We start from the raw sequence: 20309 nt of genomic DNA on the forward strand, positions 1-20309 counted from the left end.
TCGACCGCCCGGCCCGAGGCCGGGCCCGCGGGGTAAGTTGGGAGGCGTGAGCGCCACGAGAGTCTTCGTCGCCCGACTCGCCGGGTGCGCCGTGTTCGACCCCGCGGGCGACCGCGTCGGGAAGGTGCGCGACGTGCTCGTCGTGTACCGCAAGGACGACCCGCCGCGCGTGGTCGGCCTCATCGTCGAGATCCCCGGCAAACGCCGGGTGTTCGTCTCGATCGGCCGCGTCACCTCGATCGGCGGCGGCCAGATCATCACGACCGGGCTCATCAACATGCGCCGCTTCGAGCAGCGCGGCGGCGAGGTCCGGGTCATCGCCGAGATGCTCGGCCGCAAGGTGACGTTCAACGACGGCTCCGGAACCGCGAGCATCGAGGACGTCGCGATCGAGGAGCGCGAGCCCGGCGAGTGGGAGGTCGACCAGCTGTTCGTGCGCCGCCCGAAGACGAGCGCGTCGCCGTTCGCGAAGGGCCCGTCGGCGTACGTGACGTGGCGCGAGGTGCGCGAGACGACGGCGGTCGGCGAGGCGCAGTCGGCCGAGCAGCTCATCGCGACGTACTCCGAGCTGAAGCCCGCCGACCTCGCCAACACGCTGCTCGACCTGCCGCCGCAGCGCCGGCAGGAGGTCGCGGCCGAGCTCCCCGACGATCGCCTCGCCGACGTGCTGGAGGAGATGCCCGAGATCGATCAGGTCGAGATCCTCGCCAAGCTCGGCGACGACCGCGCCGCCGACGTGCTCGACCACATGTCGCCCGACGATGCGGCCGACCTCATCGCCCAGCTGCCGGAGGAGCGAGGCGAGCACCTCCTCGAGCTCATGGAGCCCGAGGAGGCGGAGGACGTCCGCTTCCTGCTCTCCTACGGCCCCGACACCGCGGGCGGGCTCATGACGACCGAGCCGATCATCGTGTCGGCCGATGCGACCGTGGCCGAGGGACTCGCACTCATCCGCCGCCACGACCTTCCGCCCGCGCTCGGCGCGGCGGTCTGCGTCACCCTGCCGCCGTACGAGCCGCCGACGGGCCGGTTCCTCGGCATCGTCCACTTCCAGCGGATGCTGCGCTACCCGCCGCACGAACGGCTCGGCTCGCTCATCGACCAGGGGCTCGAGCCGGTGAAGGCCGACACGTCGGCGGCCGAGGTGAGCCGCATCCTCGCGAGCTACGACCTCGTGTCGGTTCCCGTCGTCGACGAGAAGCACCGCCTCGTCGGCGTCGTCACGATCGACGACGTGCTCGACTACCTGCTCCCGGACGACTGGAGAAGCCATCCCGAGGACGAATCGGAGGTGACGAGGCGCGCGACCGCCCGCGCACAGCTGGCCACCGGCAGCATCCCGATCGCACCCGGAAGGAGGGCAGGAGATGGCACGCGTTGACCCCGCCGACGATCGTCGGTTCGACACCCCGAAGGGCACGCGCCGATCCGCGCCGCCCCTGCGCCGTTCCGGCGACCGCGACCGATTCGGCCGGTTCACCGAATGGGTCGCGCGCAACATGGGGACCCCGTGGTTCCTGCTCGGCCTCACGCTCTTCGTCACGTTCTGGATCCTCTGGAACACGCTCGCTCCGCCGGCCTGGCGCTTCGACTCGGTCGAGCTCGGCTTCATCGCGCTGACGCTCGTGCTCTCGTTGCAGGCGTCGTATGCCGCACCGCTGATCCTGCTCGCGCAGAACCGGCAGGACGACCGCGACCGCGTGCAGATCGAGCAGGACCGGCAGCGTGCGGAACGCAACCTCGCCGATACCGAGTACCTCGCCCGCGAGGTCGTGGCGCTCCGGCTCGCGGTGCGCGACCTCGCGTCGAAGGAGTTCATCCGCCAGGAGCTGCGGCAGGTGCTCGAGGAGCTCGACCGGCGCGACGAGGAGGATGCCGCGAATGCCCCGTCCTGACGCGGGCGAGGTCGAGCGGGCCGTCGGCGCCGCACTCGCGGGCGTCATCGATCCCGAGATCCGCAAGCCCATCACCGAGCTCGACATGGTCGAGCGCGTGACCGCGACCGAGAACGGGGTCGAGGTCGGGGTCCGCCTCACGATCGTCGGCTGCCCGGCGTCCGACCGCATCGAACGCGACGTGCGCGCGGCGGCGGAGCAGGTCGTGGGGGCGGGCAACGCGGTCGTCGAGCTCGGCGTCATGACGCCCGAGCAGCGCGCAGCGCTCACGGAGCGCCTGCGCGGCGGCCGTGCCGCGCGCGGCAACCCGTTCGGTCCGGGCACGCTGACGCGCGTCGTCGCCGTCACGAGCGGAAAGGGCGGCGTGGGCAAGTCGACGCTCACGGCGAACCTCGCGGTCGCACTCGCGGCCCGCGGCCTCTCGGTGGGGCTGGTCGACGCCGACGTCCACGGATTCTCCATCCCCGGCCTCCTCGGCCTGGTCGACGAGCACGGCACCGCCGTGCGACCCACGCGCGTCGACGACATGATCCTGCCGCCCGTCGCGCACGGCGTGAAGGTCATCTCGATCGGCATGTTCGTCGAGCCGACCGAACCGGGCGGCCGCGGCTCGTCGGTCGCGGTCGCCTGGCGCGGCCCGATGCTGCATCGCACGCTCCAGCAGTTCCTCACGGACGTGTACTTCGGCGACCTCGACGTACTGCTCGTCGACCTGCCGCCGGGCACGGGCGACGTCGCGATATCGCTCGGCCAGCTGCTGCCGAACGCCGAGGTCGTGGTCGTCACGACGCCGCAACCGGCCGCCGCCGACGTCGCCGAGCGTTCGGGCCTCGTCGCCCGGCAGACCGGGCAGCGCGTCGTGGGCGTCATCGAGAACATGGCCGGCCTCGCGCAGCCCGACGGGTCGCTGCTCGACCTGTTCGGCTCGGGCGGCGGCGAGGAGGTCGCGCGTCGGCTCTCCGAGGGCGTCGACGACGCCGTCCCGCTGATCGTCGCGGTGCCGCTCAGCGTCTCGCTGCGGCGCGGCGGCGATGACGGGCTCCCGGTCGTGGTCTCCGAACCCGACGACCCGGCTGCCCGCGCGATCGAGCAGGCGGCGGAGTTCCTCGCCGGCCGCCCGCGCTCGCTCTCCGGTCGACGCCTCGACGTCTCGGTGCGGTGAGACGGATGCCGCGTGCCGCCCGCTCCCGCGTCCGGTCCGCGCGGCGCGCACCCGTGTCCCTCGTCGTGGCGGGCCTCGCGGCCGCGTCGCTCGCGTCGTGCGCCGCAGCCGGCGGACCCAACGCCGATTCGGCCGGTGGCGGGCTGCCCGACGGGCTGTCGGTCACGGTGCAGCAGGGGCGGATGGACGTCCCGCTCGACCGCCTGGTGCTGCACTTCGAGAACGCGGGCGAACCGGTGACCGTGACCGCGATCACGGTCGACTCCCCCGCCCTCGAGCCGGGCATGAGCCGCGACGAACCGTTCGACCTCGGCGCCGGGGACGCCGTCGACATCCGGCTCGACCTCGCCGGGGCCGTGTGCGACGGCGACCCCGCGGCGATCGGCATCGACGTCCGCGTGACGACCACCGACGGCTCGGAACGCGAGGGCACCATCGAGCCCGACGACCCGTTCGGCACGATGCAGCGGATCGCCGATGCCGACTGCCTCGCCGAATCGGTCGCCGGCGTCGCGGCCATCGAGCTGCCCGAGCGTCTGCGCACGACCGGGACCGGCACCGAGCAGCGAGCGTGGATCGACGTGACCGTCGCGCCCGTGGCATCCGGCGACGGAACCCTCTCGATCGACCGCGTGTCGGCCACGACGCTCATCGGCAACGAGGACGGCCAGGACTGGCCGCTCGGCATCGACGTCGCCGCGGGCGACGCACCCGTCGAGGCGTCGCTCGCCGTGCGCCCCGCACGGTGCGACGCGCACGCCCTCGCCGACGACAAGCGCGGCACGATCCTGCCGTTCACGGTGGCGACCGGCGACGGCCGCGAGGGCCGGCTCGAAATCGCGTCGGGCGCAGACCTCAAGGCCGACCTGTACGCCTACTACGCCGAGCGCTGCGGGCTGTAGGCGCCGGGCACGAGTGCCGCGGCCGCGGGCCGCCCGACCGGCGCCGATCGGCTCTCGGGGCCGAGTTCGGTCGCGGGTCGGGCCCCCCGGTCAGCTGCGCGGCTCGACGACCCGCGCCAGCAGTTCGACGAGCAACCGCTCGGTGAGCGGGCCCGGCAACGCCTCGACGAGCGCGAGCACGGGCGCCATCCGCTCGGGCAGTGCTCCCCCGGCCCCCTCGCCGCCGAGGAGTCCGAACGCGCCGAGCAGCCCGGCCGCGGTGTCCGAGTCGAGGCCCGCGGATGCCGCGGCGAGCGCGTCGCCGCCCCCGGGAAGCTGCTGCGCGAGCCCGGCGACGAGCTCGCCGCCGTCGACCGCGGGGATGCCGCGGACCGCGTCGGCCGCGGCCGCGAGCGCCGGCACCAGTTCGTCGACGACGTGGTCGGTGACGGGCGTGACGGTGAGGTGCGTCGTGTGCGGCAGCACCGTGCCGTCGGCCTGGACCATGCCCGGCTGGAGCTGGAGATGCCACCCGGCGTCGCGAGCCGCATCCGCCCAGTGGTGGGGGTCGACGCGACGGTCGGCGGGCACCGACTCGTCGGTGCGGACCGCGAGGAGCGGCCCGACGGGCTCGCCGACGACGGCGAGGCCCTCGATGCCGTCGATCGCGTCGCGGAGCGTGACGGTCGCCGCGGTCGCCCGCGCGGTGAGCTCGGCGAAGCCGGGTTCACCGAGCACCTGCACGATCGCCCACGCCGCGGCGAGGGGCCCGGCAGGCTTCGAGCCCGCCATCGTCGGATTGACGACGGGGTACCCGGGCCAGGCGGTCGTCGCGAAGTACTGGTGCCGCTGCCGGTCGCGGCCCCGCTGCAGCAGCACGGACACGCCCTTCGGCGCGTAGCCGTACTTGTGCAGGTCGGCCGACAGGCTCGTCACGCCCGGCACGCGGAAGTCCCACTCGGGCAGCCCCTCCCGGAAGGCCAGCGCGAACCCGCCGATGCACGCATCCACGTGCAGGGCGATCCCGCGCTCGGCGGTCGCCGACGCGACCTCGCCGATGGGGTCGAGCGTCGCGAACGGGTAGGAGGGCGCGCTCATCACCACGAGCGCCACGTCGTCGGCGAGGCGCGCGACGACGTCGGCCACGGCGGGCGCGCCGGTCTCCGTGGAGACCGGCACGAGGTCGAGCACGAGCCCGAAGTAGTGGGCCGCCTTGTGGAACGCGGCATGCACCGTCGTCGGGGCGACGATCCGCGGCATCCGCTCGTCACCCCGGTGCGCCTCACGCCAGAGATCGCGGGCGGTCTTCACCGCCAGGAGGCAGCTCTCCGTGCCGCCCGACGTGACCGAGCCGACGACGTCGGTCGCTCCCTCGGCCGCGTCGCCGGCGCCGTCGGCGCCCCGCGCCTCGCCGTGGAAGACCCGGCGCGCGAAACCGACGATCCCGGCCTCCATCGCGGCGACCGACGTGAACGTCGTCGGGTCGAGGCCGTTCACGGGCTGCACGAGCCGCGCCGCGCGTGCGGCGAGCTCGTCGAGCTCGGCGAGGCCCGAGTCGTAGACGTACGAGAGCACGCGCCCGCCGTGGGTCGGCGCGTCGGCCTCGCGGAGCGCGGCGAGCTCCGCCAGCACCTCGTCGGGCTCGCGTTCGAAGGCGTTCATCGGACGATCTCCTCGGTGGGGGCGGGGGTGTCGATATCGGTGCGCCGCAGCGGGTAGCGCAGCAGCGGCACGAGGCTGAGGAGCACGAGCAGCGCGGGCAGCACGCTGAAGCTCAACGCGATCCCCGCGACCGCGGCATCGGGCTGCGCGACCACGTCGGATCCGACCGATTCGAGGTAGCCGGTGGCGGCGAGCACGATCGTGAGGAGCGTCGCACCGAGCGCCATCCCGGTGGTCTCGCCGGCGGTCCAGACGCCGCCGAAGGTGCCGGCCCGGCCCGGCCCGTTCGTCCGCGCGTCGTGGGCGACCACGTCGGGGAGCATCGCCATCGGCAGCGACTGCATGCCGGCGTACGCGGCACCCGCGATCGCGACGGGTGCGTACACCCAGGCCCCCGGCGCCCAGAGCATGCCGGCGAGGCCGGCGGATGCCACGGCGAACAGGGCGCTCGCGACGACGAACGACCGCTCCTTGCCGATCCGGCGTGCGAGCCGGCCCCAGAGCGGCGCGCACAGGATGGCCGGCCCGATGAGGGCGACGAAGAGGAACGTGAGCGCGTCCTCGGAGTGGAGGACCCACACGGCGACGTAGTTGGCGCCCGCGAGCATGACGCCCGTCGCGAGTCCCTGGAGCACGAAACCCGAGAGCAGCAACCGGAACGGCCGGCTGCGGCGGAGTGCGTCGAGGCCCTCTGCGTAGCCTGCGGCGAGGCTGCGGCGCTCGCGCTCCTCGACGACCATGCCGGTCGGCGCGGTCGTGGCGGCCACGAGCATGCCGACGCCGATCACGAGTCCGGCGACGATCGCCATGACGAGGTAGCCGACGGCCTCGTTGTCGCCGCCCGCGCGGCGGAGCATGGGCCCGCCCGCCCCGAACAGCAGGATGGCGAGACTCAGGACCACCACGCGCCAGGTCAGCAGCCGGGTGCGCGCGTCGTAGTCGTCGGTGAGTTCGGCGGGCAGTGCGATGTAGGGCACCTGGAACAGGCTGAACGCCGTCGCGGTGGCGAGGAACGCGACCATCACCCACGCACCTGCGACGACCGGCCCGAGCCCGGCGGGCGCGGCGAACGTGACGACGAAGGCGACGGGGAGCGCGACCGCGCCGATCCGCATCCAGGTGCGACGGGTGCCGGTGACCGCGAGGGCGTGATCGCTCCGCTCGCCGATCCAGGGGTCGATGAGCACATCCCAGACCTTCGCCGCCGTGACGACGAGTCCGGCGAGCAGGGCCGTGACGCCGAGCGTGTCGGTGAGGTAGAAGACCAGCACGAGGCCCGGGAGCGTCGCGAAGCCGCCCGTGCCGATCGAGCCGACGGCGTAGCGGGCCACGATGCCGCGGGAGAGCCGCCGTTCCGGGGAAGTCATGCGGGGAAGCATACCCATTCGGCGACGGCCATCCGGACACGCTCGCCCGGTGGATCGCACGCCTAGACTGGCCGGGTGTCCAACGCCGCCACCCGAACCCCGGTCGTCGCCCCGAGCCCCGCACGCGACGCCCTCGTCGCCGACCTGATCGCCACGACCGGCCGCACGGCCGCGATCCCGACCCCCGCCACCGGCGAGACGCTCGTCGAGCTGCCGCGCTCGAGCGCCGACGACGTCCGCGGCGCGGTCTCCCGCGCGCGGCTCGCCCAGGTCGCGTGGGCCCGGGCCGGATTCACCGCACGTCGTCGGATCCTGCTCCGCGCGCACGACCTCATCGTCGCGCGGCGCGAGGAACTGCTCGACCTGACCCAGCTCGAGAGCGGCAAGACGCGCGGCCAGGCGTTCGAGGAGGTCTTCCAGGCGCTCTCGGTGACCAGGTGGAACGCGCTCCGCGCGCAGCGCGTCCTGCGCGGCGGTCGCCGCCGCGCAGGCATCCCCGTCGCGATGACCACGCGAATCCGCTACCGCTCGAAGGGGGTCGTCGGCGTCGTCACCCCCTGGAACTACGCGATCAGCCTCGCCGCGATGGACGTGATCCCGGCCCTCGCCGCGGGCTGCGCGGTCGTGCAGAAGGCCGACGACCAGGGCTCGCTCTCGGTGCTCGCCCTGCGCCGCGCGTTCATCGACGCGGGGCTCCCGGACGCCGTCTGGGCCGTGGTCGCCGGCGAGCCCGACGAGGTCGGCGAGGCCCTCACCGACGAGGCCGACTACATCTGCTTCACCGGGTCGACCGCCACGGGCCGTCGGATCGCCGAGAAGGCCGGCCGGCGGCTGGTCGGCGCCTCCCTCGAACTCGGCGGCAAGAACGCGCTGATCGTGCTCGACGACGTCGACGTCGAGCAGGCGGCGGCCGACGCCGCGCACGCGTGCTTCTCCTCCATGGGCCAGCTGTGCGTGTCGGTGGAACGGATCTACGTGCACCGACGCGTGGCCGACGCCTTCACGTCGGCGCTCACCGCGCGCCTGGCCGACCCGCGGATCGGCTCGGGCCTCGATCACGACGCCGACTACGGCAGCCTCGCGACGGCGGCTCAGCTCGACCGCGTCCGCGGTCACCTCGACGACGCGCTCGCGAAGGGCGCACGCGTCGTCGTCGGGGGCCGGGCGCGACCCGACATCGGGCCGTGGGCGTTCGAGCCGACCGTCCTGGCCGACGTCGCGCCCGGCATGCGCGTGCTCGACGAGGAGACGTTCGGCGCGATCGCCTCGCTCCACGTCGTCGACGACGAACTCGAGGCCGTCTTCGCCGCGAACGCGTCGGAGTACGGGCTGAACGCGTCGGTGCTCGCCGGCTCCACCCGCCGCGCCCTCCGCGTCGCGGACCAGCTCGACGCCGGCAGCGTCAACGTCAACGAGGGCTATCGCGGCAGCTTCGGCTCCGTCGACGCGCCGATGGGCGGCCTCAAGGCGTCGGGCATCGGCCGCCGCAACGGGCGCGAGGGACTCCTCCGATTCGTCGACCCCGTGACCGTGTCGGTGAACACGCGAGTCATCCCGCTGCCGCACACCGGGCGCGACTACGCGCGGCTCAGCGGCCTGCTGGTCGTGCTCGCACAGGTGCTCCGCGCCATCCGTCGAGCCTGACCCCTGGCGCGCCGGGCCCGCCGGACGCGCCTCAGGTGGCCTCGGAGTCGAACGGCGCCGACTCCCCCGCGGCGATCGCGTCGAGCTTGCGCTTGCGCTGCAGGTACGCCGAGTTCTCGTTCACCGCCGCTCGCGCGACGACCGGCTTCGCCGGTTCGGCGAACGGGTCGACCTCGCTCAGCGCCTCGCGCACGATGCGACGCGGGTCGTACTGGCGCGGGTCGAGCTTGCGCCAGTCCACGTCGTCGAAGTCGGGACCCATCTCCTCGCGCATGCGGTCCTTCGCACCGTTCGCCATGTCGCGCATCGACCGCACGAACTTGCCGAGTTGCGCCGCGTAGTGAGGGAGCCGCTCCGGACCGAGCAGGAACACGGCGATCACCCCGATGATGAGGAGTTTGTCGAAGGTGAGGCCGCCCATGCGGTCAAGGATAGTCGGCGGCGAGGCGTGCGATCGACCGTTGCCGCGACCCCTAGGCTTGGGGGTCGACAGAGTCCCCGGGAGCCGCCACGTGTCCGAACACGACCTGAACTGGAAGTACGTCGACGAATCCGTCGTCGAATCGGAGTCGATCGCGAAGGCCCGTCAGCAGTCCCTCGAACTCGGCGTCGAGCCGGTCTCACCGGCCGTCGGCGCGCAGCTCGCGGTGATCGCCGCCGCGAGCGACGCACGCGCGATCATCGAGGTGGGCACCGGGGTGGGCGTCTCGGGGCTCTACATGCTGCAGGCCGCGCGTTCGGCGCACCTGACCTCGATCGACGCCGAGACCGAGTACCAGCAGCATGCGCGCGAGCACTTCGCCGACGCGGGCATCGCCCCTGCGCGGGTGCGCCTCATCGCGGGTCGCGCCGGCGAGGTGCTGCCGCGGATGAACGAGCGCTCGTACGACGTCGTCGTCATCGACGCGGATGCCGCCTCGGTCATCGAGTACGTCGAGCACGGGCTGCGCCTGGCCAAGCCGGGCGGCACCGTGCTGGTCGCCCGGGCCCTGTGGAAGGGGAGGGTGGCCGACCCGGCTCGGCGGGACGAGGTGGCGACGGCGTTCCGCGGGCTCATCTCGGAACTCGCAGGATCCTCTGCCGTCGTCACCGCGATCTCGCCGGCCGGGGACGGCCTGCTGCAGATCGTGAAGCTGGGCGCCTGACTAGGCCGCGTTGACGACGCCCCCCAGGACGTCGTAGAGCTCCTTGGCCTCAGCGTCGTTCACCGAGACGACGAGGCGACCGCCACCCTCGAGGGGCACGCGCACGATGATGAGCCGCCCCTCCTTCACAGCCTCCATCGGTCCGTCTCCAGTGCGTGGCTTCATGGCCGCCATTGAGCTACCCCTTTCGTGGCTGAATCTCCATTATCCCGTATCGGGGCGCTCGCCCGGGACACCGGGCCGCCGTTGTGGACGGTCGCTCACGGCGGCGTCCAGTCGTACCCGTCGATGAACCACCCGATCCGCAGCCACACGACCTGCAGCACGATCGAGGCGGCGACGAGCGAACCGCGCCACCACGGCGAGCGCGGCACGGCGAGCGCGCCCGCGATCGGGAAGAGCGGCGCGAGCAGCCGGAACGTGCTGGACTGCGGGAAGAAGACGGCGAACAGGTAGAGCGCATAGCTCGCGAGCCAGAGCCTGATGTCGATGCCGAGCCGCCGCACCCACGGCATGACGAGCAGCGCGCCGAACGCCACGACGAGTGCGATCGGCACGATCGTGCCCATCGGCTGGCCGAGCCACCAGTCCCCCGACTGGAACCACGGCGTGAGGGGCACCAGTTCCACGTAGCCGATATAGGGCGCCCGCCACGCGAGCTCGGTGTCGGTGTAGGCGGCCGGTTCGCCGGTGAACGCCCACGCGATCGCCGGCCAGGCGAGCCCGACGACGGCGGCGAAGAGCGCGACGGATGCCGCGGCCACGCGCTCGCGGACGGGGAACGGGTCGCGGGACCGCGTGAACCAGCGCACGATCCAGTGCAGCCCCAGGGCGAGGGCGAACGCGAGGGCCCCCGGCCGGGTGAAGGCCCAGATGCCGATCACGGGCACGAGCCATCCGTACCGTCGGTCGACGAGGAGGAGCAGCGCGAGCGCCAGCCAGAGGAAGCCGAGCGATTCGGCGTAGCCGAAGCCCATGATCGGCGACACGGGGGCCACGCAGAACAGCACGACCGCGAAGAGCGCCTGGTCGGCGTCGAGGAAGCGAGACATGAGCCGGTGGAAGACGAGCGCCGCCGCGAGGCCGGCGACGAGCGCGACCACGACGGACGCCGCATCCCAGGGGACACCGACCGTGGTGAGGACCCGCACGATGCCGGGGAACACCGGCAGGAAGGCCCAGGCGTTCTCCGCGACCCGGCCGTCCTCCGTGAGCGGCAACTCGGTCGGGTACCCGGCGGCGGCGATGAACGCGTACCATCGCCCGTCCCAGATGTTCGCGTACTCGAAGTAGCCCGGCCGCGCGTCCGTCCAGCCGTTGGCCGCCTGCGCGTGCGCGAACTGCAGCACGATGACGATCGACACAAGACGTGCGGCGAGGTACACCACGACAACCCGCCCCCACCACGGCAGGAGGCGCCACCGCACCCGGGGCGACCACCGCCCGACGCGGTGCGCGTCGGGCTGCCGCGGCTCGGGCGCGCTCGCCGCGGTCTCCTCGCCGACGGGTCGGCTCAGCGTGCCGCTCCGGTCAGCCAGGCGCGCAGCGCCGACTCGCACGCGATGATCTCGTCGCAGTCGACGCGCTCGTCGTCCGCGTGCGCGAGCAGCGGGTCGCCCGGGCCGAAGTTCACGGCCGGAACCCCGAGCGCGCTGAAGCGCGCGACATCCGTCCACCCGTACTTCGGCTGCGCGTCGGCGCCGACGGCGCGCACGAACTCCTGCGCGAGCGGGTCGTCGAGTCCCGGCCGCGCACCCTCCGACGCGTCGGTGACGGTGAGCTCGTACTCGGGGAAGAGCGTGCGGACGCGCTCGGTCGCCTCCTCGACGGAACGGCTCGGCGCGAAGCGGTAGTTCAGCGTGAGCACGGCGTCGTCGGGGATGACGTTGCCGGCGATGCCGCCGTGCATGAAGACGGCGTTCAGGCCCTCTCGGTAGTCGAGACCGTCGACGCGGACCGTCTCGGCCTCGTACGCCGCGAGCCGCCCGAGGGCCGGCGCGAGCTTGTGGATCGCGTTCTCGCCGACCCAGCCGCGCGCCGAGTGCGCCCGGCGACCCGTGGCGCGCAGCTCGACTCGGAGCGTGCCGTTGCAGCCGCCCTCGACCTCGCCGCGGGTCGGTTCGCCGAGGATCGCGAAGTCGGCCTCGAACAGGTCGGGACGGACGCGCAGCACCCGCCCGAGCCCGTTCAGGTCGGCCGCGACCTCCTCGTGGTCGTACCACATCCACGTCACGTCGACGATCGGGGCGACGAGCTCGTGCGCCAGCTTCAGCTGCACGGCGACGCCCGCCTTCATGTCGACCGTGCCCCGGCCCCACAGCACCTGTCGGTCGCCGTCGACCTCGAACCGGGTCGGCACGTTGCCGTTGATCGGCACCGTGTCGAGGTGACCGGCGATGACGACGCGGCGGTCGCGCCCGAGGTTCGTTCGGGCGACGATCGTGTCGCCGTCGCGGATCACCTCGAGGTGCGCGGCATCGGCCAACGCGGCCTGGACGAGGTCGGCGAGCGCCCCCTCCTCGCCCGAGACGCTCGGGACGTCGCAGATCGCCTGCGTGATGGCGACCACGTCGGCGGACAGGTCGAGGGCGGCCGTGGGCGTGACGGGTGCAGCCATGCCCCAGAGTCTACGAGGGCGGATGGCGCGGCCCCGGCCCCGCGTCATCCGCCGTCGCCGGCCCATCGCGCTCGGTACCCTTGAGCCATGCCCGCAGACTCGTCGAACCCGACCGCGCCCGCCACCGCCTGGGGCGACGGCCTCGCCACGATCGCCGGAGACGGCACGGTGCTCGACACGTGGTTCCCGAGCCCGCAGCTCGGCGAGCCCGGCGAGGCACCGGCGTGGGAGCCGCCCGTCGGGGCGGTCGGTCCCGACGACCGACGCGGCGTCCGCGTCGAGGCCGTCCGCGTCGCCATCCGCCTCGCCGACGCGCCGGCGAGCACGCCCGACGCCTACCTGCGACTCCACCTCCTCTCGCACCTGCTCGTCAGGCCCAACGGGCTGAGCCTCGACGGGGTCTTCGGGCACCTCCCGAACGTCGCGTGGACCAACGCCGGCCCCGTGCACCCCGACGACCTCGACCGCCTCCGTCCCGCGCTCCAGCGTGCCGGCATCCACGTGACCGGCCTCGACAAGTTCCCGCGCCTGCTCGACTACGTGATCCCGGAGCGGGTGCGCATCGCCGACGCGTCGCGCGTGCGCCTCGGCGCGCACCTCGCGCCGGGCACCACGGTGATGCACGAGGGCTTCGTGAACTTCAACGCCGGCACGCTCGGCTCCTCGATGGTCGAGGGGCGCGTGTCGCAGGGCGTCGTCGTGGGCGACGGCAGCGACATCGGAGGCGGCGCCTCGATCATGGGCACCCTCTCGGGCGGTGGCACGCAGCGCGTCGCGATCGGCGAGCGGGCGCTGCTCGGCGCGAACTCGGGCATCGGCATCTCGATCGGCGACGACTCCGTCGTCGAGGCCGGCCTGTACGTCACCGCCGGCACGAAGGTGGTGCTCCGCGGGAGCGCGGGCGAGCGCGACCGGGTCGTGAAGGCGATCGAGCTCTCGGGTCTGCCCAACCTGCTGTTCCGACGCAATTCCCTCGACGGTCGCGTCGAGGTGCTCTCCCGCTCGGGTGAGGGCGTCGCCCTGAACACCGCGCTGCACGCCTGAGACCGCGTCGGGCGACGCGCGCCGACGGGGTGCGGCCGGCGGGGTACAGTGATGACCCGGGGCCGCTCGGACGAGCGGCCCGAGCCGTGCGACACGAAGGAGTGACGTGGGAACCGACGCGCCGAGGACCAGACGCACCGGATGGGCGAAGTTCCTCGTCGGGGCGCTCGTCACGGTGCTCGTGCTGGGCGTCGCGGCGGTCGGGTTCGGATGGTGGACGGTGCACCGCTCCTTCCCGGTCGAGTCGGGGCGCATCTCGGTCGCCGGCCTCAACGGCGCGGTGACGGTCTACCGCGACGACGCCGGCATCCCCCAGATCGTCGCCGAGACCGACCACGACCTGCTCTTCGCGCAGGGGTACGTGCACGCGCAGGATCGCTTCTGGGAGATGGACTTCCGGCGGCACGTCACCGCGGGTCGAGTCGCGGAGCTCTTCGGCGAATCGCAGGTCGCGACCGATGCGTTCATCCGCACGCTCGACTGGCGGGGCATCGCGGAGCAGGAGTTCGGGATGCTCGACGAGGACTCCCGCGCGCTCTACGAGGCGTACGCCGACGGTGTGAACGCCTACCTCTCCGAGCGATCGGGCGTCGAGCTCTCGCTCGAATACGGCGTACTCGCCCTGCAGAACCCGGACTACGAGCCGGAGCCCTGGACCCCCGTCGACTCGATCGCCTGGCTGAAGGCCATGGCCTGGGACCTCAGGTCGAACCTCGGCGACGAGATCGACCGCGCGCTCCTGCTCTCCTCCGGGCTCACTGCCGAACAGGTCGCGCAGCTGCATCCCGACTTCCCGTGGTCGGCGAAGCCGACCATCGTCGGCGGCCCCGTCGCGGCCGCACCCGCCGGTCTCGACGTGCGCGCCGTCGAGGGCACGACCGCGCTCCGCGGGGGGTCCGGGTCCGGCCGTGGCGCGACCACCGCCGACCCGGAGACGGCGAATCTCCTCGGCGACCTCGCGACCCGGCTCGACACCCTGCCCCAGCTGCTCGGCCCGGAGGGCGGCGACATCGGTTCGAACTCGTGGGTCGTCTCGGGGGCGCTCACCGACACGGGCCTCCCGCTGCTCGCCAACGACCCCCATCTCGGGCCGGCGATGCCGTCGATCTGGGTCCAGATGGGCCTCCACTGCGCCGAGCGCTCGGCGAACTGCACGTTCGACGTCGCCGGCTACGGGTTCTCGGGGCTGCCCGGCATCGTCATCGGCCACAACGACCGCATCGCGTGGGGATTCACGAACCTCGGACCCGACGTCGCCGACCTCTATCTGGAGCGTGTCACCGAGGACTCGTACGAGTTCGACGGCGCGCTCGAACCGCTCACGACGCGAGAGGAGGTCATCGAGGTCGCCGGCGGCGATCCCGTGACCATCACCGTACGTTCGACGGCTCGGGGGCCGATCGTGACCGACATCGGCTCGGATTTCGCGGCCGTCGCGGAGGGCGAGGCCGCCGCCGACGCCGAGGCGTCCGCGGACCCCCCGGCGGCCGAGGGGGCCGAACTCGAGGTCTCGCTGCAGTGGACCGCGCTGCAACCCGGACGCACTCCGCAGTCGATCTTCGCGATGAACCGTGCCTCGACCTGGGACGAGTTCCGCGCCGCCGCCGAACTCTTCGAGGTGCCCTCGCAGAACCTCGTCTACGCCGACGTCGACGGCAACATCGGCTACCAGGCGCCCGGTCGCATCCCCGTGCGCGCATCCGGCGACGGCACCGTGCCGCTGCCCGGTTGGACGAGCGAGAACGGCTGGACCGGCACGGTCCCGTTCGAGGAACTGCCGTCGGTGCTGAACCCCGACCGCGGCTACATCGTGACCGCCAACAACGCCGTCGAGAAGGACGGCCCGATGCTCACGCGCGACTGGGACCTCGGGTACCGCGCCGAGGGCATCGACCGCCGGCTCGGCGAGCTCATCGCCGCGGGTGAGCCGATCACCGTCGAGGCGATGGGCGAGATCCAGTTCGACACGCGCGACGCCAACGCCGAGGCGTTCCTGCCGGTGATCGCGGAGCTCGACCTCGACGGCGACGCCGCCCGCGGCGCCGGTCTGCTCGCCGAATGGGACGCCTCCGCCGACGCCGACAGCGCCGAGGCGGCGTACTTCGCGGTGTTCTGGCGGAACCTGCTCGACGGCATGTTCGGCGACCTTCCCGAATCGACCCGCCCCGTCGGCGGCGACCGCTGGTTCTCGGTCCTCGGCACGCTGCTCGGCCAGCCCGATGACGCGTGGTGGTCCGATCGGGCGACCGGGGCGACGGGGCGCGACGCGGTGCTCGCCGCGGCCCTCGGCGCGGCGTGGGCCGAGGCATCCGACCTCATGGGCGACGACCCCGCGTCGTGGCGGTGGGGCGGGCTGCACACGCTCACGCTGACCAACCAGACGTTCGGCGAGTCGGGCATCGGCCCGATCGAGTGGCTGTTCAACCGGGGCCCGTACGAGACGGGCGGTGGGTCGGCGATCGTGAACGCCAACGGCTGGGACGCGACGCTCGGCTACGAGGTGAACTGGGTCCCCTCGATGCGCATGGTGGTCGACCTCCAGAACTTCAACGACTCCACCTGGGTCAACCTGACCGGCGCCTCGGGACACGCCTTCCACCCGCATTACGACGACCAGGCCGAACTGTGGCAGACGGGTGAGACGCGCGAGTGGCCCTTCTCGACGCGCGCGGTGCGACGGGCCGCCACCGACACGCTGGTGCTGCAGCCCGGCCGCTGACCCGGCGCGCGGGCGTCAGCGCAGCACCGAACTCAGCAGGAGGCTCGTCTCGCTGTTGACCACGCCGTCGATCGAGCGGATGCGCCCCAGCACGCGGTCGAACTCGCCGAGCGTCTCCGTCCGGAGCTCGGCGACGAGGTCCCATCCGCCGTTCGTCGTGTGCAGCGCGATGATCTCGGGGAACCCTCGGAGGCGGCGGATCACGTCGTCGGTCGTGCGGCCCTCGACCTCGATGAACGAGATCGCATGGATCGACAGCGGGTCCGTCTCGTCGCGCACGCGCACCGAGAATCCGACGATGATGCCGGATGCCACGAGCCGGTCGATCCGGCCGGTGACGGTCGCCCGCGCCACGCCGAGACGGCGCGACAGCTCGGCCACGGGCGTGCGGCCGTCCTCCCGGAGGAGCGCCAGCAGCCGCCGGTCCAGGTCGTCCAGTGGTTCCATGCGCATATCGTATAGCACGATGTTGCAGACTGCGCATCTGGGTGACGATTCGTGCGCAGAGGGGTCGTTGCTGTTGCATATCGACGGATCGTACCCTCGAATCACCGAACTGAAGGGAACGAGATGACGAGCTTCGTCGACGTACGCAACATGGTCGGATGGGTCGCCGCGACCGGCCCCGAGCGCATCATCGCGGGGATCATGGAGTACCTCGAGCAGGACTTCGCACGCTGGGAGAGCTTCGACAAGACCCCCCGCGTGGCGAGCCACACGCCGTTCGGCGTCATCGAGCTCATGCCGACCAGCGACCACGAGTCCTACGCCTTCAAGTACGTCAACGGGCACCCCTCGAACCCCGCCCGCGGCTACCAGACCGTCACCGCCTTCGGCGTGCTCGCCGAGGTCCACAACGGCTACCCCACGTTCCTCGCCGAGATGACCGTCCTCACCGCGCTCCGGACCGCCGCGACCTCCGCGTTCGCGGCGAAGCTGCTCGCGCGCCCCGACTCCCGGGTCATGGCGATGATCGGCACCGGCAGCCAGGCGGAGTTCCAGGCGCTCGCCTTCCGCCACGCCTTCGGTATCACGACGCTCCGCGTGTTCGACGTCGACCCCGACGCCATCGCGAAGTTCGTCCGGAACATGCTGCCGCTCGGCTTCGCGATCGAGGTCGCCGGCAGCGCCGCGGAAGCGCTCGACGGCGCCGACATCGTCACGACCTGCACGGCCGACAAGGCGCGCGCGACCGTCGTCGCAGACGAGTGGGTCCGGCCCGGCATGCATCTCAACGCGATCGGCGGCGACTGCCCCGGCAAGACCGAACTCGACCCGGCGATCCTCGACCGCGCCGACGTCTTCGTCGAGTATACGCCCCAGACGCGCATCGAGGGCGAGATCCAGGCCAAGCCCGCCGACTTCCCCGTCACCGAGCTCTGGGAGGTCCTCGCGGGCCGCCGCGCCGGCCGTCCGGATGACGACGCGATCACGGTCTTCGACTCGGTCGGCTTCGCCATCGAGGACTTCTCGGCACTGCGGTACGCGCGCGACCAGGTGGCCGGCACGCGGTACGAGCAGCGGATCGACCTCGTCGCCGACCCGGACGACCCGAAGGACCTCTTCGGACTCGTCGGCGCCTTCTCGCCGGTCGGCTGAGCGGATGTCCGTCCAGTCCCCCGCCGCGGTCGTCATGGTGCGGCCGCACCACTTCGCCCCGAACCCGCACACGCTCGCCGACAACGGCTTCCAGCCCGACGTCGACGGGCTCGACCCCGACCGGCTCGCCGCCGCCGCGTACGACGAGGTGACACGCGCCGCCGCCGAGCTCGAGGCGGCCGGCGTGACGGTGCACCTCTTCGAGGACGAGACGGCCCATCGACCCGACAGCGTCTTCCCCAACAACTGGATCTCGACGCACTCCGGCGGGCACATCGCGCTGTTCCCGATGTTCACGCCGAACCGGCGGACCGAGCGGCGCAGCGACATCGTCGAGCTGCTGAAGACCACGTACCGCGTCCAGGACGTCATCGACTACTCCGGCCTCGAGTACGACGACGTCTTCCTCGAGGGAACCGGGGCGATGGTGCTCGACCACGAGTCGCGCATCGCCTACGCCGCGCGATCGAATCGCGCCGACCCGATCGCGCTGGAGCGCTTCTGCACGAACTTCGGCTACGAGCCGATGGTCTTCGACGCGGTCGACGGGCGAGGCGTCGCCGTCTACCACACCAACGTGATCCTCAGCATCGCGACCGAGTTCGCACTGGTCGCCGCCGACATGTTCGTCTCCCCCGCACGCCGCGACGAGGTGCTCAGCCGGCTCGCCGCCCGCGGTCGACGCGACGTCATCGCGCTCGACAACGCGCAGGTCGACGCGTTCGCCGGCAACGCCCTCGAGCTCTGGTCGACCGCCGGCCGCGTGCTCGCGCTCTCGCGCACCGCGTTCGATGTGCTCACCCCCGACCAGCGGGCTCGCATCGAGCGCAGCGCACGCCTGCTGCCGCTCGACGTGCCCACCATCGAGCTCGCAGGCGGATCCGTCCGCTGCATGCTCGCCGGCGTGCACCTCGACCCGAGGCCGGGACTGGTCGAGCATCGCTCGGCGCCGGTGGACGACGCCGCGGCGGACGAGATCGCGGCGCTCTGACGCCGGCCGCGACATCCGGGCGCGAAAACGACGAACGGCCCGTCCGAGGACGGGCCGTTCGTTCTCGCCGCGGACGGCGTCGCGGGTCAGTGCGTCGGGTAGTGCCGCTCGCGCGATCCCGTGTAGAGCTGCTGCGGACGACCGATCTTCGTGGCCCCGTCGAGGTTCATCTCGCGCCAGTGCGCGATCCATCCGGGCAGGCGGCCGATGGCGAAGAGCACCGTGAACATCCGCGTCGGGAAGCCCATGGCCTTGTAGATGACGCCGGTGTAGAAGTCGACGTTCGGGTAGAGACGCCGCTGCTTGAAGTAGTCGTCCTCGAGCGCGAACTGCTCGAGCTCCTTCGCGATGTCGAGCAGCGGGTCGTTCACTCCGAGGCCCTCGAGCACCGCATCGGCGCTCGTCTTCACGATCTTCGCGCGCGGGTCGTAGTTCTTGTAGACCCGGTGGCCGAAGCCCATGAGCTTGACACCGTCCTCCTTGCGCTTGACGCGCTCGACGAACTTGCCGACGCCCTCGCCCGAGTCGCGGATCTGCGCGAGCATCTGCAGCACGGCCTCGTTGGCGCCGCCGTGCAGCGGGCCGGAGAGCGCCTGGATGCCCGCTGAGATCGACGCGTACAGGTTGGCACCGGTGGAGCCGACGAGGCGGACCGTCGAGGTCGACGCGTTCTGCTCGTGATCCTCGTGGAGGATGAGCAACCGGTCGAGGGCCTTCGCGAGCGTCGGGTCGATGCGGTACGGCTCGGCCATGTTGCCGAAGTTCAGCCGGAGGAAGTTCTCGACGAAGTTCAGCGAGTTGTCGGGGTAGAGGAACGCCTGGCCGATGCTCTTCTTGTGCGCGTACGCCGCGATCACCGGCATCTTCGCGAGCAGGCGGATGGTGGTGAGCTCGACGTGGTCGGGATCGTGCGGGTCGGACGAGTCCTCATAGTAGGTCGAGAGGGCGGCCACGGCGCTGGAGAGCACGGCCATCGGGTGGGCGGTGTGCGGGAGCGCGGAGAAGAAGCGCTTCAGGTCTTCGTGGAGGAGCGTGTGGCGACGGATCTTCTCGTCGAATTCGGCGAGCTGATCGGCCGTGGGCAGTTCGCCGTACATGAGCAGCCAGGCGACCTCGAGATAGGTCGAGTGCTCCGCGAGTTCCTCGATGGGATAGCCGCGGTAGCGGAGGATGCCCTGCTCGCCGTCGATGTAGGTGATGGCCGATCGCGTCGACGACGTGTTCACGAACCCGTAATCGAGCGCGGTGAGACCGGTCTGCCGGGTCAGCGTCGACAGGTCGATGCTCGGGTTGCCCTGTGAGGCGTGGTGGATCGGGAATTCGGCCGTTCCGCCGGGGAAGTTCAGCGTCGCGGTGTCGGCGTCGACCCCGACGGATTCGTTCACGACGTTGCTCACGGCGTCTCCTGTGATCGTCACTGTCTCGCGGTTCCCTGCTCTCCGGTCCGGCACCGGTCGGCGCGCGCGGCCCGACTACAGCCTAGACGGGTCCGGCGCACACTGTCGCATCCGCCAACGGATCGCACGATCGATTGGAGTCATGCCACAGCCATCGTGACGATTCGATTGCGATCGGCGCGCACG

At 72.1% G+C, this 20309-nt stretch carries 18 protein-coding genes; 10 read left to right on the top strand and 8 right to left on the bottom strand.

Annotated features, from left to right (window positions below; translation table 11 throughout):
- Window positions 1-46 precede the first annotated feature (46 nt).
- Genes ACIQH8_RS13615 through ACIQH8_RS13630 form a run of 4 tightly spaced genes read left to right on the top strand, consistent with a single transcriptional unit; the run spans window position 47 to window position 3959 of the window.
- Complete coding sequence (locus tag ACIQH8_RS13615) at window positions 47-1381, top strand: magnesium transporter MgtE N-terminal domain-containing protein (RefSeq protein WP_400999479.1); 1335 nt, start codon at window positions 47-49, stop codon at window positions 1379-1381.
- A complete protein-coding gene (locus ACIQH8_RS13620) occupies window positions 1368-1895 on the top strand; it encodes a DUF1003 domain-containing protein (RefSeq protein ID WP_400999481.1) in 528 nt (175 codons plus the stop codon). Before ACIQH8_RS13615 ends, ACIQH8_RS13620 begins: the two co-directional genes overlap by 14 nt.
- Window positions 1882-3057, top strand: a complete 1176-nt coding sequence (locus ACIQH8_RS13625) for an Mrp/NBP35 family ATP-binding protein (protein ID WP_400999483.1) — start codon at window positions 1882-1884, stop codon at window positions 3055-3057. Before ACIQH8_RS13620 ends, ACIQH8_RS13625 begins: the two co-directional genes overlap by 14 nt.
- Before the next feature lie 53 nt (window positions 3058-3110).
- Window positions 3111-3959 carry a hypothetical protein gene (locus ACIQH8_RS13630; RefSeq protein ID WP_400999486.1) on the top strand — a complete coding sequence of 283 codons (849 nt, stop codon included), beginning with the start codon at window positions 3111-3113 and terminating at the stop codon, window positions 3957-3959.
- 90 nt (window positions 3960-4049) lie between these two features.
- On the opposite strand, the gene ACIQH8_RS13635 is transcribed toward ACIQH8_RS13630, so the two are convergent.
- Window positions 4050-5600: a pyridoxal phosphate-dependent decarboxylase family protein gene (locus ACIQH8_RS13635; RefSeq protein WP_400999488.1), complete on the bottom strand. Its 1551-nt coding sequence runs from the start codon at window positions 5598-5600 to the stop codon at window positions 4050-4052.
- Window positions 5597-6967: an MFS transporter gene (locus ACIQH8_RS13640; RefSeq protein WP_400999490.1), complete on the bottom strand. Its 1371-nt coding sequence runs from the start codon at window positions 6965-6967 to the stop codon at window positions 5597-5599. Before ACIQH8_RS13640 ends, ACIQH8_RS13635 begins: the two co-directional genes overlap by 4 nt.
- A gap of 75 nt (window positions 6968-7042) precedes the next feature.
- On the opposite strand from ACIQH8_RS13640, the gene ACIQH8_RS13645 reads away from it, so the two are divergent.
- Window positions 7043-8611, top strand: coding sequence for a succinic semialdehyde dehydrogenase (locus ACIQH8_RS13645; RefSeq protein ID WP_400999492.1), 1569 nt, complete (start codon window positions 7043-7045; stop codon window positions 8609-8611).
- Between the two features lie 31 nt (window positions 8612-8642).
- Here the strand turns inward: ACIQH8_RS13645 and ACIQH8_RS13650 are convergent, their stop codons facing one another.
- Window positions 8643-9032 (bottom strand): twin-arginine translocase TatA/TatE family subunit, encoded by a 390-nt coding sequence (locus ACIQH8_RS13650; RefSeq protein WP_155051613.1) that lies wholly within the window; start codon window positions 9030-9032, stop codon window positions 8643-8645.
- Window positions 9033-9123: 91 nt separating this feature from the next.
- Between ACIQH8_RS13650 and ACIQH8_RS13655 the strand changes: the two genes are divergently transcribed.
- Entirely contained in the window at window positions 9124-9756 is a 633-nt protein-coding gene (locus tag ACIQH8_RS13655) for an O-methyltransferase (RefSeq protein WP_400999494.1), read from the top strand.
- Here the strand turns inward: ACIQH8_RS13655 and ACIQH8_RS13660 are convergent, their stop codons facing one another.
- From ACIQH8_RS13660 to dapE, 3 genes are all read right to left on the bottom strand, one after another.
- Window positions 9757-9930 carry a DUF3117 domain-containing protein gene (locus ACIQH8_RS13660; RefSeq protein WP_019179788.1) on the bottom strand — a complete coding sequence of 58 codons (174 nt, stop codon included), beginning with the start codon at window positions 9928-9930 and terminating at the stop codon, window positions 9757-9759.
- An 86-nt stretch (window positions 9931-10016) separates the two neighbouring features.
- Window positions 10017-11315 (bottom strand): hypothetical protein, encoded by a 1299-nt coding sequence (locus ACIQH8_RS13665; protein WP_400999497.1) that lies wholly within the window; start codon window positions 11313-11315, stop codon window positions 10017-10019.
- Complete coding sequence (gene dapE / locus ACIQH8_RS13670; RefSeq protein ID WP_400999499.1) at window positions 11270-12373, bottom strand: succinyl-diaminopimelate desuccinylase; 1104 nt, start codon at window positions 12371-12373, stop codon at window positions 11270-11272. The genes ACIQH8_RS13665 and dapE overlap by 46 nt, the downstream gene beginning before the upstream one ends.
- 87 nt (window positions 12374-12460) lie before the next feature.
- Between dapE and dapD the strand changes: the two genes are divergently transcribed.
- Both dapD and ACIQH8_RS13680 read left to right on the top strand, forming a co-directional pair.
- Window positions 12461-13417, top strand: coding sequence for a 2,3,4,5-tetrahydropyridine-2,6-dicarboxylate N-succinyltransferase (gene dapD / locus ACIQH8_RS13675; protein WP_400999501.1), 957 nt, complete (start codon window positions 12461-12463; stop codon window positions 13415-13417).
- A 106-nt stretch (window positions 13418-13523) separates the two neighbouring features.
- Window positions 13524-16136 (top strand): penicillin acylase family protein, encoded by a 2613-nt coding sequence (locus ACIQH8_RS13680; RefSeq protein WP_400999503.1) that lies wholly within the window; start codon window positions 13524-13526, stop codon window positions 16134-16136.
- Window positions 16137-16151: 15 nt separating this feature from the next.
- Here ACIQH8_RS13680 and ACIQH8_RS13685 read toward each other — a convergent pair whose 3' ends face one another.
- A complete protein-coding gene (locus ACIQH8_RS13685; protein WP_155051607.1) occupies window positions 16152-16583 on the bottom strand; it encodes an Lrp/AsnC family transcriptional regulator in 432 nt (143 codons plus the stop codon).
- Window positions 16584-16706: 123 nt separating this feature from the next.
- On the opposite strand from ACIQH8_RS13685, the gene ACIQH8_RS13690 reads away from it, so the two are divergent.
- Both ACIQH8_RS13690 and ctlX read left to right on the top strand, forming a co-directional pair.
- Window positions 16707-17735, top strand: a complete 1029-nt coding sequence (locus ACIQH8_RS13690; RefSeq protein ID WP_400999506.1) for an ornithine cyclodeaminase — start codon at window positions 16707-16709, stop codon at window positions 17733-17735.
- A 4-nt stretch (window positions 17736-17739) separates the two neighbouring features.
- The gene (gene ctlX, locus ACIQH8_RS13695; RefSeq protein WP_400999508.1) at window positions 17740-18726 is read left to right on the top strand and encodes a citrulline utilization hydrolase CtlX; all 987 of its coding nucleotides are present in this window, start codon (window positions 17740-17742) and stop codon (window positions 18724-18726) included.
- 86 nt (window positions 18727-18812) lie between these two features.
- On the opposite strand, the gene ACIQH8_RS13700 is transcribed toward ctlX, so the two are convergent.
- Window positions 18813-20111 (bottom strand): citrate synthase, encoded by a 1299-nt coding sequence (locus tag ACIQH8_RS13700; RefSeq protein ID WP_400999847.1) that lies wholly within the window; start codon window positions 20109-20111, stop codon window positions 18813-18815.
- Between the last annotated feature and the right edge of the window lie 198 nt (window positions 20112-20309).

This window comes from Agromyces sp. GXQ0307, from assembly GCF_044769845.1.
GTDB lineage: Bacteria > Actinomycetota > Actinomycetes > Actinomycetales > Microbacteriaceae > Agromyces.